Annotated in this window: 12 protein-coding genes; 5 read left to right on the top strand and 7 right to left on the bottom strand. The window is 73.6% G+C overall.

Annotated features, from left to right (window positions below):
- Positions 1-46 precede the first annotated feature (46 nt).
- The 7 genes from ACZ6Y1_RS15270 to ACZ6Y1_RS15240 form a co-directional block, all read right to left on the bottom strand.
- Positions 47-856: an HpcH/HpaI aldolase/citrate lyase family protein gene (locus ACZ6Y1_RS15270; protein WP_469628357.1), complete on the bottom strand. Its 810-nt coding sequence runs from the start codon at positions 854-856 to the stop codon at positions 47-49.
- Positions 853-2,292, bottom strand: a complete 1,440-nt coding sequence (locus ACZ6Y1_RS15265) for a CaiB/BaiF CoA transferase family protein (protein ID WP_469628354.1) — start codon at positions 2,290-2,292, stop codon at positions 853-855. The genes ACZ6Y1_RS15270 and ACZ6Y1_RS15265 overlap by 4 nt, the downstream gene beginning before the upstream one ends.
- Positions 2,289-3,275: a ribokinase gene (gene rbsK, locus ACZ6Y1_RS15260; protein WP_469628351.1), complete on the bottom strand. Its 987-nt coding sequence runs from the start codon at positions 3,273-3,275 to the stop codon at positions 2,289-2,291. Before rbsK ends, ACZ6Y1_RS15265 begins: the two co-directional genes overlap by 4 nt.
- Complete coding sequence (locus ACZ6Y1_RS15255; protein WP_469629059.1) at positions 3,272-4,639, bottom strand: ADP-ribosylglycohydrolase family protein; 1,368 nt, start codon at positions 4,637-4,639, stop codon at positions 3,272-3,274. Before ACZ6Y1_RS15255 ends, rbsK begins: the two co-directional genes overlap by 4 nt.
- 560 nt (positions 4,640-5,199) lie before the next feature.
- Positions 5,200-6,354, bottom strand: coding sequence for an ADP-ribosylglycohydrolase family protein (locus tag ACZ6Y1_RS15250; RefSeq protein WP_469628348.1), 1,155 nt, complete (start codon positions 6,352-6,354; stop codon positions 5,200-5,202).
- Positions 6,351-7,916: an ADP-ribosylglycohydrolase family protein gene (locus ACZ6Y1_RS15245; protein ID WP_469629056.1), complete on the bottom strand. Its 1,566-nt coding sequence runs from the start codon at positions 7,914-7,916 to the stop codon at positions 6,351-6,353. Before ACZ6Y1_RS15245 ends, ACZ6Y1_RS15250 begins: the two co-directional genes overlap by 4 nt.
- Positions 7,805-8,791, bottom strand: coding sequence for an ADP-ribosylglycohydrolase family protein (locus ACZ6Y1_RS15240; protein ID WP_469628345.1), 987 nt, complete (start codon positions 8,789-8,791; stop codon positions 7,805-7,807). The genes ACZ6Y1_RS15245 and ACZ6Y1_RS15240 overlap by 112 nt, the downstream gene beginning before the upstream one ends.
- A 246-nt stretch (positions 8,792-9,037) precedes the next feature.
- Between ACZ6Y1_RS15240 and ACZ6Y1_RS15235 the strand changes: the two genes are divergently transcribed.
- From ACZ6Y1_RS15235 to ACZ6Y1_RS15215, 5 genes are all read left to right on the top strand, one after another.
- Complete coding sequence (locus ACZ6Y1_RS15235) at positions 9,038-9,769, top strand: VIT1/CCC1 transporter family protein (RefSeq protein ID WP_469628342.1); 732 nt, start codon at positions 9,038-9,040, stop codon at positions 9,767-9,769.
- A gap of 374 nt (positions 9,770-10,143) precedes the next feature.
- Positions 10,144-14,685 (top strand): glutamate synthase large subunit, encoded by a 4,542-nt coding sequence (gene gltB / locus ACZ6Y1_RS15230; RefSeq protein WP_469629053.1) that lies wholly within the window; start codon positions 10,144-10,146, stop codon positions 14,683-14,685.
- The gene (locus ACZ6Y1_RS15225; RefSeq protein ID WP_469628339.1) at positions 14,678-16,138 is read left to right on the top strand and encodes a glutamate synthase subunit beta; all 1,461 of its coding nucleotides are present in this window, start codon (positions 14,678-14,680) and stop codon (positions 16,136-16,138) included. Before gltB ends, ACZ6Y1_RS15225 begins: the two co-directional genes overlap by 8 nt.
- Positions 16,139-16,331: 193 nt before the next feature.
- Positions 16,332-17,165 carry a helix-turn-helix domain-containing protein gene (locus ACZ6Y1_RS15220; RefSeq protein WP_469628336.1) on the top strand — a complete coding sequence of 278 codons (834 nt, stop codon included), beginning with the start codon at positions 16,332-16,334 and terminating at the stop codon, positions 17,163-17,165.
- The gene (locus ACZ6Y1_RS15215; protein WP_469628333.1) at positions 17,153-17,350 is read left to right on the top strand and encodes a DUF397 domain-containing protein; all 198 of its coding nucleotides are present in this window, start codon (positions 17,153-17,155) and stop codon (positions 17,348-17,350) included. Before ACZ6Y1_RS15220 ends, ACZ6Y1_RS15215 begins: the two co-directional genes overlap by 13 nt.
- Positions 17,351-17,562: the final 212 nt, after the last annotated feature.

The following is a 17,562-nucleotide window of genomic DNA, read 5'->3' as shown; positions in this document are numbered from 1 at the left end:
GGGTCGGGCTGGGCCGGGGGGTGCGCAGGGCCGCGGGTGGGCGGCGTCAGCGGGGGCGTTCCGCGAGGGCGAGGGTGCGGTGGGCGGCGGCGACCACCGCGGGGTCGATGAAGCGGCCGTCCGGCAGGGCCTGCGCCCCCGGCACGGCCCGAGCCGCCGTGACGATCTCCTCCGCGGCCGTGACCTCCTCCGGCCCCGGGAGATACGCCCGCTCGATCACCGGCAGCTGCCGCGGATGGATCGCCGCCCGGCCCAGGAAGCCGAGGGCGCGGCCCCGCGCACAGGAGACGGCAAGCGCCTCCAGGTCCCGGATGTCCGGGAACACCGACTGGGCCGGCGGCGCCAGCCCCGCCGCGCGGGCCGCGACCACGACCCGGGAGCGCGGCCAGTCCAGCCCCGCCTCCGCGCTCACGCCCAGGTCGGCCCGCAGGTCCGCCTCGCCGAGGGACAGCCCGTGCAGGGCCGGGTGAGCGCGGGCGATCTCGTACGCCCGCTCCACGCCCAGCGCCGATTCGAGCAGCGCGTGCAGCCCGACCCCGCCGGTGCGGTCGGCGACCGCGGTGATCTGCTCCGGGGCGCTGATCTTCGGCAGCCGGAGCCCCGCGAGCCCCCGCAGGCCGGCTAGGGCCGTGAGGTCCGCGCCGCCCCAAGGCGAGTCCAGCGCGTTGACGCGGACGTGGACGGGGACCGGGGGCCGCTCGGTGAGCAGTTCGGCGGTGGCGGCGCGGGCGTACTCCTTCCGGGAGACCGGTACCGCGTCCTCCAGGTCCACGATCACGGCGTCCGCCCCGCGCCCCAGGGCCTTGGCGACCACCTCCGGGTGATCGCCGGGTGCGTACAGCCAGGTCAGGATCACAGTGCCCCCTCCTCGCGCAGGTTGTCGATCTCGGTGGACGACAGGCCGAGCTCGGTCAGGACGGCCTCGGTGTCCGCGCCGTGCGGGCGGCCGGCCCAGCGGATCCCGCCGGGGGTCTCGGACAGCCGGAAGAGGACGTTCTGCATCCGCAGCGGGCCCAGCTCCGGGTCCTCGATCTCCGTGAGCGTGTCCAGGGCGGCGAACTGGGGGTCGGCCATCACGTCCCTGACGTCGTAGACCTGGGCTACGGCCGCCTCCGCGTCCTCGAAGGCGGCGACGACCTCCTCCGCCTTGTGGCGGGCGATCCAGCCGCCGACCGCCTCGTCCAGGACCTGGGCGTGGGCGGCCCGCCCGGCGCCGGTCGCGAACCAGGGTTCGGCGATCAGCTCCGGCCGGCCCACCAGCCGCATGACCCGCTCGGCGATGGACTGGGCCGAGGTGGACACCGCCAGCCAGCGGTCGTCGGCGCTGCGGTAGGTGTTGCGGGGGGCGTTGTTCGTGGAGCGGTTGCCGGTGCGCGGCTGTACGTAACCGAGCTGGTCGTACCAGATCGGCTGCGGGCCGAGCACGGTCAGGATCGGCTCGATGATGGCCAGGTCCACGACCTGCCCGTGCCCGGTGCGGTCGCGGGCGGTGAGGGCCGTCATCACGGCGTACGCGGTGGTCAGCGCGGCGATCGAGTCGGCGAGCCCGAAGGGCGGGAGGGTCGGCGGCCCGTCCGGCTCGCCTGTGATGGCGGCGAAGCCGCTCATCGCCTCGGCGAGCGTGCCGAAGCCGGGGCGGCGGGCGTACGGGCCCTGCTGGCCGAAGGCCGTCACGCGGGCCAGGACGAGGCGCGGGTTGGCCGCCGACAGTTCGGGCCAGCCCAGACCCCACTTCTCCAGGGTGCCGGGGCGGAAGTTCTCGACGACCACGTCGGCGGTGGCGGCCAGGCGGAGCAGGGTGTCGCGGCCGCCCGGGGTGGACAGGTCGAGGGTGATGTTCCGCTTGTTCCGCCCGAGCAGCTTCCACCACAGGCCGACGCCGTCCTTGGCGGGGCCGTGGCCGCGGGAGGGGTCGGGGCGGCCGGGATGCTCGACCTTGACGACCTCGGCGCCGAAGTCCCCGAGGAGGGTCGCGGCCAGCGGCCCGGCGAAGAGCGTGGCGAGGTCGAGGACGCGCAGCCCCTCCAGGGGGCCGGGCCCTCGCCCTGGCCCTGGCCGTGCGCCGACGGGGTAACACCCTGGCCGCGAACCGGTACCCGAGCCCTCGGCCCCGGCCCCGGTCCGGGTTTCGGCCCCGGCCCCGGCCCCGGCCCCGGTCCTGGCCCCGGCCCCGGTCCCGGCCCCGGTCCCGGTCCGGGTTTCGGTCCGCGTCTCGGGCTCGGTACGGGTCTTGGCCTCGGTCCCGGGTCCGGGCGCGGGTGGGGGTACGCCGGGTGCCGGCCGGGGGGTCATGCGGAGGCTCCGTCGGGTTCCGGCCCGGAGGCGCGGCCCGGGTGCGGGTCCGGGGCCGGCCCGGGTGGCGGTCCGTTCTCCGTCTTCCGCCCGGCCAGGGCAAAGGCATCGGTCTCCGCACGCGTCGGCATCGAGTCCTGCGCGCCGGGGCGCTGGACGGAGAGGGCGGCGGCGTGCGCGGCCCAGCGCAGCGCCTCCGGCACGGGCCCGCCCTCGCCCAGGGCCACCGCGAGGGCGCCGACGAAGGTGTCCCCGGCGGCGGTGGTGTCCACGGCGCGCACCCGCGGCGCGGCCACGGTCATCGGTTCCCGGCCGCGCGCGGCGTACAGGGCGCCCGCCGCGCCGAGGGTGATCACCACCTCGGGCACGTCGTCCAGCAGGGCCGCGGCCGCCTGGCCGGGGTCGGTGAGGCCGGTGAGCGCGGCGGCCTCGTGCTCGTTGGGGACGAGGAGGTCGACGGCCGCGAGGAGCTCGGCGGGCAGCGGCTGGGCGGGGGCCGGGGTGAGGACCGTACGGACGCCGTGGGCGCGGGCGGCGAGGGCACCGGCGAGGACGGCGGGGAGGGGGAGTTCGAGCTGGAGGAGGAGCGAGCCGGCGCCGGCGATCCGGGCCTCGTCGCCCGCCTCCAGGCCTGTGAACAGGGCATTCGCGCCCGGGATGACGATGATGCTGTTGGCGCCCTCGTCGTCGACGGTGATGTGGGCGGTGCCGCTGGCGCCCTCGACCGTGCGCAGACCGGCCGTCTCCACCCCGGCCGAGGCGAGCGCGGAGCGCAGCCGTACGCCGAACTCGTCGGCCCCGACCGCGCCGATCATCACCACCTCCCCGCCGCAGCGGGCGGCCGCGACGGCCTGGTTGGCGCCCTTGCCGCCGGGGACGGTGCGGAAGGCTCTGCCCGTGACGGTCTCGCCGAGGCGGGGGGCCTTGGGGACGTAGGCGACGAGGTCCATGTTGGTACTGCCGAGCACGGCGATGGCCGTCATGAGCGTGCTGCCTCCTGTGCGGTGAGGTGGGCGAGGGTGTCGAAGCCGATGCCGTCGAAGCCGGGGACGGTGGTGGCGAGGCGGTTCTTCAGGGGGGCCGACCAGCGGTGCGGGACCTCGCCGGCGACGAGGGCGGCGAGGGCGCCGGCGGTGGCCCCGTTGGAGTCGGTGTCCCATCCGCCGGAGACGGCCCGGCAGACGGAGCGGGTGAAGTCCCCGTCGGCGTGGGTGAGGGCGGCGGCGATCAGCGCGGTGTTGGGCACGGCGTGGACCCAGTGGTAGTGCCCGTAGCGGGCGTGCAGGCGGTCCACGACGAGATCGAAGTCGGCGTCCTCCCCGGCGGCCCGGATGCCGAACCGGACGGCCTCGGCGAGACGGGAGCGGGGCGGTACGAAGTCCAGCCCGGCCCGCAGCGCGGTGTGCACGTCGGCGCGCCCGGTGGCGGCGGTGGCGGTGGCCGCGGCGACGAAGAGGGCGGCGTAGAGCCCGTTGGCGGTGTGGGTGAGGACGGCGTCCCGGTACGCCCGGGCCGCGGCGGCGGCGGGGTCGCCGGGGTTGGTCCAGCCGTGGACGTCGGCGCGGATGAGAGCGCCGATCCATTCGCGGAAGGGGTTGTGGTGGGTGGCGGTGAGCGGGGGTTCCAGGCCGTGGAGGAGGTTGCGGTAGGCGACGCGCTCGGCGGTGAAGGTCCGGCCCGCGGGCAGCTCGTCGAGCCAGAGCCGGGCGACGTCGGCGGTGGTGAAGCCCTTGCCGTGGCGCTGGAGGAGGAGCAGGCCGAGGAGGGGGTAGTTGAGGTCGTCGTCCTCGGGCATGCCGTCGATGTTCTCGGCGAGGGAGGTGGGGGCGGAACGGCGGTTCCAGGGGTACGCGGCGAGTACCTCCGGTGGGACGCGGCGGGCGGTGAACCAGTCGTCGAGCGGCCAGTTGCCGGCGGCGCGGGCCAGGGCGCGGATGCCGGGCAGCGGCAGCTTCTCGACGGGCTTCCCGAGCAGACACCCGACGGCCCGTCCGGTCCAGGCGGCCTGCAGCCGGGCCGGGTAGTCGGCGGGCGGCTCGGCGGGCGGCTCGGCGGGGTCCGGGGTCGGGCCCCCGGGGGCGCCGGGTGGCGCGGCGGGCTCGGGCCAGGTGGCGGCGATGGCTTCCAGGGAGTGCGGTTCGTGGGGGGCGAGGGGGGAGGGGAGGGCGGCCAGGTCGTCCAGGAGGCGGACGGCCAGGGCGCGGAGCTCCGGCGGGGCCGGGGTGGGGGAGGCGCCGGCCCGTGTGGGGGCCGGGTGGCCGCCCGCCGCCAGCCAGGTCCGGCGGGCGGGCTCCGCGTACGCGTCCCGGCCGTCCTCCGCGGCCTGGCGCAGCTCGTGCCCGAGCAGGTCCTCGGGCTGCGCCCAGGTGAGCCGTACCGGGCCGGGGGCGGGGTGGGTGGGCGCGGGGGCCTGCGGCGCTGTTCCCCTACCCGTCCCTTCCCGAAACCGGGACTCCGCCCCGGACCCCGGCCCGTGCCCGGACCCCGGCCTGGACCCCGGCCCGTGCCCGGTCCCCGGCCTGGTCCCCGGGGTGTGCCCGGTCCCTGGCCTGGTCCCCGGGCCGTGCCCGGTCCCCGCTCCGGTCCCCGGGGTGTGCCCGGTCCCCGGCCTGGACCCCGGCCCGTGCCCGGTCCCTGGCCTGGTCCCCGGGGTGTGCCCGGTCCCCGCTCCGGTCCCCGGGGTGTGCCCGGTCCCCGGCCTGGACCCCGGCCCGGGCCCGGTCCCCGGCCTGTGCCCGGACCCCGCTCCGGTCCCCGGCCCGTGCCCGGTCCCCGGCCCGGGCGTCGGGTCGTGCCCGGGCGTCGGGCCGTGTTCGGTGGGGGTGGGCTCGGGGGGTTGGGTGCCTCCGGCCGGGTGGGTTGCCGGCTCGGGGAGGGGGTGGCGGGCGGGGTCCGCCGGGGGCGGGGTCATCGGGGGGCCGTCAGGGTGGCGAAGGCCCGGGCGTGGGCGTCGTGGCGGGTGCGGTCGCGGGCGAAGATCTCGCGGGTCACCGCGGCCATCGACGCGGCGGGGGCGTGCAGGTCCAGGCGGCTGGATTCGGCCACCTGCTTCGCCCAGACCGGCGGGACCACCGCCTCGCCGCCCAGGGCTCCGGCGATCGCGCCCGCCATGGTGGCGATGGAGTCGCAGTCCCGGCCGTAGTTGACCGCCCCGAGCACGGAGGCCTCGTACGCGCCGTCCGCGATCAGCAGCATGCCGAGCGCGATGGGGAGCTCCTCGATGGAGTGGAGACGGGAGGGGCGCCGCGCGCCGAGGGACGGGGAACGGTAGTCGGGGCCCACCGAGTCGTACGGGGCGACCGCCGCCCGCAGCGGGCCCAGGGCCGACTCGAAGTCCCGGTGGCGGGAGGCGGTTTCCGCGACCGCGGCGATGGCGGAGCGGGTGCCGTCCTTCGCCAGCGCGAGCGCGGTGTCCACCACCGAGGAGGCCGTCGCACCGGGCTGGCACGCGGCCGCCACCGCCGCCGCGAACACGCCCGCCGCCTCCCGCCCGTACGAGGACTGGTGCGCGCCGGCGACGTCCAGCGCCTCCGCGTACGCCCCGGCCGGATTGCCCGCGTTGGCGATGCCGACCGGCGCCATGTACATCGCCGCACCGCAGTTGACGATGTTGCCGGAGCCCGCCTCGCGGGGGTCGACGTGCGCGTAGTGGAGGCGGGTGACGATCCACTTCTCGGCCAGGAAGATCCGCTGCAGGGGCAGGGCCTCGGCCTCCAGTTCCGGGATCCAGCGCGGGTTCGTCATCAGGTCCGGGACCAGGTGCTCGGCGACGGCGTAGGCGTCGAGGTGGTCCCGGACGGCCTCGTAGACGCGGACGAGGGCGTGGGTCATCAGGGTGTCGTCGGTGACGTGTCCGTCGCCCTTGTGGTACGGGGCGATGGGGCGGGCGGTGCGCCAGTCCTCGTGCCACGGGCCGACGATGCCGTGGATGCGGCCGCCGTGCCGTTCGACGATCTGGTCCGGGGTCCAGCCCTCCACCGGGCCGCCGAGCGCGTCGCCCACGGCGGCTCCGACGAGGGCGCCGGTGGCCCGGTCCTCCAGGGTGGGGGTCGTCAGCGTCATGTCCGAATCATTCCTTGGGGATGGGGATGGGGGTGGCCGGGGTGGGGTGAGGTGAGTTCCGTGCGGGTGAGGAGGGCTGCCAGTTCGACGAGGTCGGTCCCGGCGAGGCGGGGGAGGGCGCAGCCGGAGAGGGTGCGGCAGGCCTCGCGCCAGGCGGCGGGGATCGAGTCGCCGCCGCCGAGCGCGCCGGTGAGCGCGCCGGCGAGGGCGGGTGCGGAGTCCGCGACGCGGGACAGGCAGGCGGCGGCCGGGACGGCCTCGGTGGCCTTGCCGCGGGCGGCGGTCGCGAGGGCGAGGGCCACCGGGACGGTCTCGGCGGCGGCGATCCCGTAGCTGTAGACGTGGTCGACGATCTCGTGTTCGAGGGTGGGGACGATGGCGAAGGCCCCGCCGTCGGTGTGGGCGCGGGCCAGTTTGACCGCGTGCCGGGCGTTGCGGCCGATCTCGGTGGTCTCGGGGAGCTGGCCGAGCGCGGCGTCGACGGCGGCGTCGACATCGGGGGTGGCCAGGGCGGTGGCGAGGGCGGCGGCCATGGCGCGGGCGCCGTGGACCCCGTCGCCGTCCTGGGTGTAGCGGGCGTCGAACTCGGCGAGGTCGGCGGCCGCGCGGGGGTCGCCGGGGTGGACGACGGCCAGGACGCAGGCGCGGACGCAGGCGGCGTCGTCGAAGTAGTGCGGGTTGTCGTGGCCGGTGGCGGGCGGGCGCAGGCCGGTGGCGAGGTTGCCGAGGCCGGCGCGGACCGAGATCCGGGCGCGGAGGGGGAGAACGGCGGACTCGACCTCGGGCGCGCGTTCCGCGGCGGCGGCGACCTCGCTGGCGAGGGCGTTCCAGGCGAGGTCGATGGCCGCGCGCATGCGCCGGGACCGGCTGAGGTCGGAGAGGAGCACGCCGGCGGCGGTGAGCACGGACTCGGCGACGAAGGCGGCCCACTCGGCGTCGTCGGACGGGCCGAGGCGGAGCGGCTCGGGCGGCTGGTTCAGGGCGATGGGGACGGGGAGGGTGGTGGTGGCGTTCTGCTCGGCGAAGGTGTCGAGCTCGCGGGTGAGGCGGCGGGTCCACTCGGGCATCCGGCTGGCGCGGTGGCGGGCCGCGGGCCACCCGGCGGCGTCGCCTGCGGCGAGCCCGAGGAGGAGTCCCTCGATCCGGCGGGCCCCTGCGGGTTGCCCTGCGGGCGGCTCGGCCGGGTGTGCCGCGTTCCGTGCCCCGGGTGGCTCCGTGCCCTTGGCCCTCTCGGCCGTGGCCGTTCCCGAACCGGGGCTCCGCCCCGGACCCCGCTCCTCGAACGCCGGAGGGGCTGGATTGCCGCTGCTGCCGCCTGCGCTTGCAGCGCGGCTGGGGGCAATTTCAGCCTCGCCGGCGTTTGAGGCGCGGGGGTTCGGGGGCGGAGCCCCCGCAACGGCGCCGCACCCGCCGGGGTCCGGGGAGTCGGGGGTGTCCGGTGTGAAGGGGGTCATCGGGGGGCCTCGTATTCCGGGGTGAGGAGGTCCGCGATGTCCAGGACGTGGTAGCCCCGCATCGACGGGAGGCAGCTGCCGCGGACCGGCCCGATGGCCGAGGACCAGGAGACGGGGATCGAGGAGGCGCCGGAGAGGGCTCCGGCCAGCGCGCCCGCCACCGCCGCCGTCGTGTCGGCGTCGCGGCCCATGTTCACGGCCGTGAGGACCGATGAGGAGAAGTCGCCCCGGCAGGCGGCGAACGCGCCGAACGCCAGGCCCACCGCCTCGGGGGCCAGGTCCGTCCACGGGTAGCCGCCGATGACCACCGCCGAGCGCACCGCCCGCTCGCCGCGCGGGGCGGCCGTCACCGCGCGGCGCAGCGAGCGGGCCGTCCAGGAGTCGGAGGGGATCACGGACAGCGCCGCGGAGACCACGGAGGCCGGGGAGCCGCCCGCCATGGCCGCGGCCACCCCGGCGGCGACCGCCTGGCCGCCGTAGATGCCCTCCCCGTCGTGGCTCACCGTGCCGTCGATGGAGACGAGCCGGGCCGCCTCCGCGGGCCGGCCGGCCGCGAAGACGCCGAACGGCGCCGCCCGCATGGCGAGACCGTCCGACCAGGCGTGCCGGTGCTGCGCCGAGATGGGCGCCGCCAGCCCGCGGCGGAGGTTCTCCAGGGTGCCGCGCTCCGAGAACCCGGCGCCGCGGAACGGGCCTTCGTCGAGGTCCGCGATCCAGTGGTGCCAGGCCCGCTCCACGTGGGAGACGGTCAGCGCCGATCCGTGCCGGGCCAGCAGCAGGCCCGAGAAGATCGCGTACTCGGTGTCGTCCGTGCCCGCCGGGTCGTCCGACACGAAGCCCTCGATCCGGCCCCACTTGGCCCGGATCTCCGACGGCTTCATGTTCTCCGCGGGGGCGCCCAGCGCGTCACCCACCGCCAGTCCCAGAAGAGCGCCCCTGGCCCGTTCGAGGAGGACCTGCGGATTGCATGCAATCAGCTCCATGGCGCGCCTCTCCACTTGATGGGACTCATCATGAGCCCTTGGGGGATTTGTGCCATGGCATGAGGTTTGTCGCTCGTCGCGAAACACCCCGCGAACGGTGCCGTCACCCGGTCGCCGACCCTCAAAACCCCAGGTAAGTACGGCCTTCCTTGCTGGCGGGCCGCAGAAATCGTGCGTAGTTTCGAGGTGTTCAGGGGGAGCGGGAGGTCTCGCGGAGCCCGTTGGCACAAATGGGGAGATATCCGTATGTCCATCATCGACATCGAAGCACCGCTGCACACCGCCCACCGGGACAACCACACGCACCGCGACGTCAACGGCGGATGGCTGCGTCCGGCCGTCTTCGGCGCCATGGACGGGCTCGTCTCCAACCTCGCGCTGATGACCGGCGTGGCGGGCGGCGCCGTCGCCCCGCACACCATCGTGATCACCGGCCTGGCGGGCCTCGCGGCCGGCGCGTTCTCGATGGCGGCCGGCGAATACACCTCCGTGGCCTCGCAGCGTGAGCTGGTCCTCGCCGAACTGGACGTGGAACGCCAGCAGTTGCGAAAGCACCCGGTCGACGAGATGGAGGAGCTCGCCGAGCTCTACGTCTCCCGGGGCGTCGAGCCGGCCCTCGCCCGCGAGGTGGCCATGCAGTTGTCCCGCGACCCCGAGCAGGCGCTGGAGATCCACGCCCGCGAGGAGCTCGGCATCGACCCCGACGACCTGCCCTCGCCGCTCGTCGCCGCCGTCTCCTCCTTCGGCTCCTTCGCGCTGGGCGCGCTGCTCCCCGTACTGCCCTACCTGCTCGGCGCCACCGCCCTGTGGCCCGCGGTGCTGCTGGCGCTGGCCGGCCTCTTCGCCTGCGGCGCGGTCGTCGCCCGGGTCACCGCCCGGTCCTGGTGGTACAGCGGTCTGCGCCAGCTCGTCCTGGGTGGCGCCGCCGCCGGTGTGACGTACATCCTGGGAACCTGGATCGGTGCGGCCATAGGCTGATCAGGCAGGGAGTGAGACACTATGCGGAACGCAGCATAAGTAGTTCGTTACCCGGCGGTTTCGATCCCGTGTCCGCTGGGCATCAGACCAGGGCGCCAGGGCAATGATGCCCACCTACGCGTCGGGACCTTCCCCGTGCTTGTTGCGTCTGAACACTCGAAGGTCCCCTTCTTTCTGCCTCGTGCGCTGTCCGCATGCTGGAATGGCATATCCGCTTCGCGGGATTGTCGTCATCATGTAATCTGCACGAAATTTCGCAGAGGGCCAACGTCGTCCCTCGGCTATGCACATATGCCACGACGACGACGGGAGAGCCGATGCGTTCCGCATCCACGCACTCCGCGACCGGCCCCAGCAACACCGCCTGGTCGCCCATGGACGGTCGCCCCGCCCAGCAGGGCATGTACGACCCGCGCAACGAGAAGGACGCCTGTGGCGTCGGATTCGTGGCGAACCTCACCGGCGAGGCCACCCACACCCTCGTTGAGCAGGCCCTGACCGTACTGCGGAACCTTGAGCACCGCGGCGCCACCGGCTCCGAGCCGGACTCTGGCGACGGTGCCGGAATCCTCTCCCAGGTGCCCGACGCGTTCCTCCGCGAGGTCGCCGGATTCGCTCTCCCCGAAGCCGGCGCGTACGCCGTCGGCATCGCCTTCCTCCCCGCCGACGGCACCGCACAGGCCGTCGCCGTGGAGCAGATCGAGGCCATCGCCGCCGAGGAGAACCTCACGGTCCTGGGCTGGCGCGAGGTCCCGGTCACCCCGGACCTGCTCGGCAACGGCGCCCGCACCACCATGCCCGCCTTCCGCCAGCTCTTCGTGAGCAACGGCAGCACCGGCATCGAGCTGGACCGCAAGGCCTTCGTCCTGCGCAAGCGCGCCGAGCGCGAGGCGGGCACGTACTTCCCCTCGCTCTCCGCCCGCACGATCGTCTACAAGGGCATGCTGACCACCGGCCAGCTGGAGCCCTTCTTCCCCGACCTCTCCGACCGCCGTTTCGCCTCGGCCGTCGCCCTGGTCCACTCGCGGTTCTCGACGAACACCTTCCCGTCCTGGCCGCTCGCCCACCCGTACCGCTTCGTCGCGCACAACGGCGAGATCAACACGGTCAAGGGCAACCGCAACTGGATGAAGGCCCGCGAGTCCCAGCTGGCGTCCGACGTCTTCGGCGAGGGCGCGCTGGACCGGATCTTCCCGATCTGCACCCCGGACGCCTCCGACTCGGCCTCCTTCGACGAGGTCCTGGAGCTGCTCCACCTCGGTGGCCGCTCGCTCCCGCACAGCGTCCTGATGATGATCCCGGAGGCGTGGGAGAACCACACCTCCATGGACCCGGCCCGCCGCGCGTTCTACCAGTACCACTCCACGATGATGGAGCCCTGGGACGGCCCGGCCTGCGTCACCTTCACCGACGGCACCCAGGTCGGCGCGGTCCTCGACCGCAACGGCCTGCGCCCCGGCCGCTACTGGGTCACCGACGACGGCCTCGTCGTCCTCGGCTCCGAGGTCGGCGTGCTCGACATCGACCCGGCCAAGGTCGTCCGCAAGGGTCGCCTGCAGCCCGGCAAGATGTTCCTCGTCGACACCGCCCAGAAGCGGATCATCGAGGACGACGAGATCAAGGACGAGCTGGCCGCCGCCGCCCCGTACGCGGACTGGCTGGAGACCGGCGAGATCGAGCTGTCGGACCTGCCCGAGCGGGAGCACATCGTGCACACCCACGCCTCGGTCACCCGCCGCCAGCAGACCTTCGGCTACACCGAGGAAGAGCTCCGCGTCCTCCTCGCGCCGATGGCCCGCACCGGCGCCGAGCCGATCGGCTCCATGGGCACCGACTCGCCCATCGCCGCCCTCTCCGAGCGCCCCCGGCTGCTCTTCGACTACTTCACCCAGCTCTTCGCGCAGGTCACCAACCCGCCGCTGGACGCCATCCGCGAGGAGCTCGTCACCTCGCTGCTGTCCTCGATCGGGCCGGAGTCCAACCTGCTCGACCCGACCGCCGCGTCGTGCCGCAGCGTCACGCTGCCCTTCCCGGTGATCGACAACGACGAGCTCGCCAAGCTCATCCACATCAACCACGACGGCGACATGCCGGGCATGAAGGCCGCCACCCTCTCGGGCCTCTACCGGGTCTCGGGCGGCGCCGACGCGCTCGCCGCGCGGATCGCGGAGATCCGTACCGAGGCCGACGCGGCCATCGCCGCCGGCGCCCGCCTGATCGTCCTGTCGGACCGCCACTCGGACGCCGAGCACGCGCCGATCCCCTCGCTGCTGCTCACCGCCGCCGTGCACCACCACCTCATCGCGACCAAGCAGCGCACCCAGGTGGGCCTGCTCGTCGAGGCCGGTGACGTCCGCGAGGTCCACCACGTCGCGCTCCTCATCGGCTACGGCGCCGCCGCGGTCAACCCGTACCTCGCCATGGAGTCCGTCGAGGACCTGCTGCGCGCCGGCACCTTCCTGTCCGGCCTGGAGCCGGAGCAGGCCATCAAGAACCTGATCTACGCCCTCGGCAAGGGCGTCCTGAAGGTCATGTCCAAGATGGGCATCTCCACCGTCGCCTCCTACCGCGGCGCCCAGGTCTTCGAGGCCGTCGGCCTGAACGACGAGTTCGTCGACGCGTACTTCGCGGGCACCGCCACCAAGATCGGCGGCGCGGGGCTGGACGTCATCGCCAAGGAGGTGGCCGCGCGCCACGCCAAGGCGTACCCGGCCTCCGGCATCGCGGCCACGCACCGCGCGCTGGAGATCGGCGGCGAGTACCAGTGGCGCCGCGAGGGCGAGCCGCACCTGTTCGACCCGGAGACGGTCTTCCGCCTGCAGCACGCCACGCGCAACCGCCGGTACGACATCTTCAAGCAGTACACGGACCGCGTGAACGAGCAGTCCGAGCGCCTCATGACGCTCCGCGGCCTGTTCGGCTTCAAGTCCGAGGACCGCCCGTCGATCTCCATCGACGAGGTCGAGCCGGTCTCCGAGATCGTCAAGCGCTTCTCCACCGGCGCCATGTCGTACGGCTCCATCTCCAAGGAGGCGCACGAGACCCTCGCCATCGCCATGAACCAGCTGGGCGCCAAGTCCAACACCGGTGAGGGCGGCGAGGACCCGGACCGCCTCTACGACCCGGCGCGCCGCTCGTCCATCAAGCAGGTCGCCTCCGGCCGCTTCGGCGTCACCTCCGAATACCTGGTCAACGCGGACGACATCCAGATCAAGATGGCGCAGGGCGCCAAGCCCGGCGAGGGCGGCCAGCTGCCCGGCCACAAGGTCTACCCGTGGGTCGCCAAGACGCGTCACTCCACCCCGGGCGTCGGCCTGATCTCCCCGCCGCCGCACCACGACATCTACTCCATCGAGGACCTGGCTCAGCTGATCCACGACCTCAAGAACGCCAACCCGGTCGCGCGCATCCACGTGAAGCTCGTCTCCGAGGTCGGCGTCGGCACGGTCGCCGCGGGTGTCTCCAAGGCCCACGCGGACGTCGTCCTGATCTCCGGCCACGACGGCGGAACGGGCGCCTCCCCGCTCACCTCGCTCAAGCACGCGGGCGGTCCCTGGGAGCTCGGCCTCGCCGAGACCCAGCAGACCCTGCTGCTCAACGGGCTGCGCGACCGGATCGTCGTCCAGACCGACGGCCAGCTCAAGACCGGCCGTGACGTCGTCATCGCCGCGCTGCTCGGCGCCGAGGAGTTCGGTTTCGCGACCGCGCCCCTCGTCGTCTCCGGCTGCGTCATGATGCGCGTCTGCCACCTGGACACCTGCCCGGTCGGCATCGCCACGCAGAACCCGGTCCTGCGCGAGCGCTTCTCCGGCAAGCCCGAGTTCGTCGTCAACTTCTTCGAGTTCATCGCGGAGGAGGTGCGCGAGCTCCTCGCCGAGCTGGGCTTCCGCTCCATCGAGGAGGCCGTCGGCCACGCCGAACTCCTCGACACCACCAAGGCCGTCACGCACTGGAAGGCGCAGGGCCTCGACCTGGAGCCGCTCTTCCACGTGCCCGAGCTGCCCGAGGGCGCGGTCCGCCACGCCCTGATCGAGCAGGACCACGGCCTGGAGAAGGCGCTGGACAACGAGCTCATCGAGCTCGCCGCCGACGCGCTGAACGCCGACACCGCGGAGGCGGCCCAGCCGGTCCGCGCCCAGGTCGCGATCCGCAACATCAACCGGACCGTCGGCACCATGCTCGGCCACCACGTCACGAAGAAGTTCGGCGGTGCGGGCCTGCCCGACAACACCATCGACCTGACCTTCACCGGTTCGGCCGGCCAGTCCTTCGGCGCCTTCGTCCCGAAGGGCATCACCCTCCGCCTCGAGGGCGACGCCAACGACTACGTCGGCAAGGGCCTCTCCGGCGGCCGGATCGTGGTCCGCCCGGACCGCGCCGCCGACCACCTCGCCGAGTACTCCACCATCGCCGGCAACACCATCGGCTACGGAGCCACCGGCGGCGAGATGTTCCTGCGCGGCCGCACCGGCGAGCGCTTCTGCGTCCGCAACTCCGGCGCCCTGGTCGTCTCGGAGGGCGTGGGCGACCACGGCTGCGAGTACATGACCGGCGGCACGGCGGTCGTCCTCGGCGAGACGGGCCGCAACTTCGCGGCCGGCATGTCGGGTGGCGTCGCGTACGTCATCGACCTCGACCCGAACAACGTCAACGTCGGCAACACGGGCGCGGTCGAGGCCCTGTCCGACACCGACAAGCAGTGGCTGCACGATGTGGTGCGCCGCCACGAGGAGGAGACCGGCTCGACCGTGGCCGCGAAGCTCCTGGCTGACTGGACCGTCGCGGCGGACCGCTTCAGCAAGATCATCCCGACCACGTACAAGGCAGTGCTCGCCGCCAAGGAAGCCGCTGAGCTCGCCGGACTCTCGGAAACCGAGACCACGGAGAAGATGATGGAGGCGGCGACCCATGGCTGACCCGAAGGGCTTCCTCACCACCCCCCGCGAGACCGCCTGCTCCCGTCCCGTCGCCGAACGGCTTCAGGACTGGAACGAGGTCTACGTCCCGGGCTCGCTGCTCCCGATCATCAGCAAGCAGGCCGGCCGCTGCATGGACTGCGGCATCCCGTTCTGCCACAACGGCTGTCCGCTCGGGAACCTGATCCCCGAGTGGAACGACTTCGCGTACCGCGAGGACTGGACCGCCGCCTCGGAGCGCCTGCACGCGACGAACAACTTCCCGGAGTTCACGGGCCGCCTGTGCCCCGCCCCGTGCGAGTCGGCGTGCGTGCTCGGCATCAACCAGCCGGCCGTCACCATCAAGAACGTCGAAGTCTCGATCATCGACAAGGCCTGGGACAACGGCGACGTCACCCCGCAGGCGCCCGAGCGCCTGTCCGGGAAGACCGCCGCCGTCATCGGCTCGGGCCCGGCCGGCCTGGCCGCCGCCCAGCAGCTGACCCGGGCCGGCCACACCGTGGTCGTGTACGAGCGCGCCGACCGCATCGGCGGCCTGCTGCGCTACGGCATCCCCGAGTTCAAGATGGAGAAGGTGCACATCAACCGCCGCATCGAGCAGATGCGCGCGGAGGGCACCAAGTTCCGCACCGGCATCGAGGTCGGCCGCGACATCACCGCCACCGACCTGCGCAAGCGGTTCGACGCGGTCGTCATCGCGGCGGGCGCCACCGTCTCCCGCGACCTCCCGGTCCCGGGCCGTGAGCTCGGCGGCATCCACTTCGCGATGGAGTACCTGCCGCTCGCGAACAAGGTCCAGGAAGGCGACTTCATGGCCCCGCCGATCACCGCCGAGGGCAAGCACGTCGTCGTCATCGGCGGCGGCGACACCGGCGCCGACTGCGTGGGCACCGCCCACCGCCAGGGCGCGGCCTCGGTCACGCAGCTGGAGATCATGCCCAAGCCGGGCGAGGAGCGGAACGCCAACCAGCCCTGGCCGACCTTCCCGATGCTGTACAAGGTCACCTCGGCGCACGAGGAGGGCGGCGAGCGGGTCTACTCCGTCTCCACCACCCACTTCGAGGGCGACGAGGACGGCAACGTCAAGGCGCTGCACCTCGTCGAGGTGGAGTTCAAGGACGGCAAGCTGGAGCAGATCCCGGGTACCGAGCGCGTCCTCCCCGCGCAGCTGGTCACCCTGGCGATGGGCTTCACCGGCACCGACCAGGCCAACGGCCTGGTGGAGCAGTTCGGCCTGGAGCTGGACGGCCGCGGCAACGTCGCCCGCGACGCGTCCTACGCGACCAACGTCGACGGCGTCTTCGTCGCCGGTGACGCCGGCCGCGGCCAGTCGCTGATCGTCTGGGCCATCGCGGAGGGCCGCTCGGCCGCCCGCGGCGTGGACCGCTTCCTGACCGGCAGCAGCACCCTCCCGTACCCGGTCAAGCCGACGGACCGCTCGCTGACCGTCTGACGGACAGCAGTACGCGCAGTACCCCCGCCCGGGGAAGGGCGGGACCCCTCATACGGTCCGTACAACGGCGTACGGAACTCCCGACACAGCGCCCGCCATGTCCCCGACCAGGGATGGCGGGCGCTGTGGCGTTGCCTGGTCGTATGAATGCGTTCCGCCGCCCGGGACGGGTCGCCGGGGCTAGGCTCGGCCCATGGGCAAGCCGAAGGACCGGACAGGGGCGCAGACGCCGGAGGAGTTCGCCCGCGAGGAGCTGCGGCGCCACCGGGAGGCGGCGGGGCTGACCCAGGAGGGCCTGGGCGAGCGGATCTTCACGAGCGGGGCGTACGTCGGGCAGATGGAGTGCGGGACGAGGAGGCTCCGGCCGGAGATCGCGGAGCTGATCGACCGGGAGCTGGGCACCGGGGACTACTTCACCCGCCTGGCCAGGGCGTTCAAGTCGAAGCATGTGGAGTACTTCGCGGAAGCGGCTGAGCTGGAACGTCTGGCGACGGCCGTCTTCGACTACGCTCCCACGCTGGTTCCGGGCCTGCTCCAGACGGCGGACTACGCGCGTGCCGTGATCAGGGCGAGCAGTCCCACCGGTCTGGCGGAACGAGTCGACTCTTTGGTTGAGGCTCGCATAGATCGTGCGCGAATCCTCGAAGACCCGGTCACTCCCGAATTTTGGGTCGTCCTGCACGAGGCCGTTTTGCGGACAGCAGTCGGTGGGCACCTCGTGATGGCTGCTCAGCTGCGGCACATCTCCTCCCGTGTCCGTGCGCATCGGATCACCGTTCAGGTGGTGCCGTTCGCGGCGGGTGCCCATGGTGCCTCGGGAGCGTACCTACGCATCATGCAGTTCGGTGACGCACCCGATGTGGCCTACACGGAGGGGCCTCACGCCGGGCAGTTGCTCGATTATCCGGCGCTGGTCGGGCGTCACTGGAGGTCATACGATCTTGCAAGGGCTGCCGCGCTGTCGCCGGAGGCGTCCCTGGCTTTGATCGAGTCGGTGGCGGAGGAGCATGCGAAATGCGCGCAGTGAACGGGCTGTCCTGGCGAAAGTCCTCGCACAGTAACGGGGAGGGCGGCGAGTGCGTCGAGGTGTCCGACGACCTCCCTGGCGCCGTCCCCGTCCGCGACAGCAAGCTCGCCGGTCTCGGTCCGGTGCTGGTGTTCCAGGCGGCCGCGTGGGCTCCGTTCATCCAGGCCGTGAAGGCCCGAGCCTGATCCAGTAGCGCAACTGCGGCGCCGTTGCGGGGGCTCTCCCCCCGCGCCCCCGCGCCTCAAACGCCGGCGAGGCTGGATGTGCCGGGCCGGGGGCTTCGGTCGTGCGGGTCGGTCCGCGGGGGCCCTCCGGGGCGACTCCTCGTCGTCGCGCCTGCGGCCGCGGCGCGATGGGGAGGGTGGTTGCGCGCTCCTCCTGCGGGGACGCCCCTGCG

It is taken from the genome of Streptomyces sp. NPDC053432 (assembly GCF_055585365.1).
Note: the sequence above shows the minus strand (reverse complement) of the source record. Positions and strands in the feature narration are given on the sequence as shown.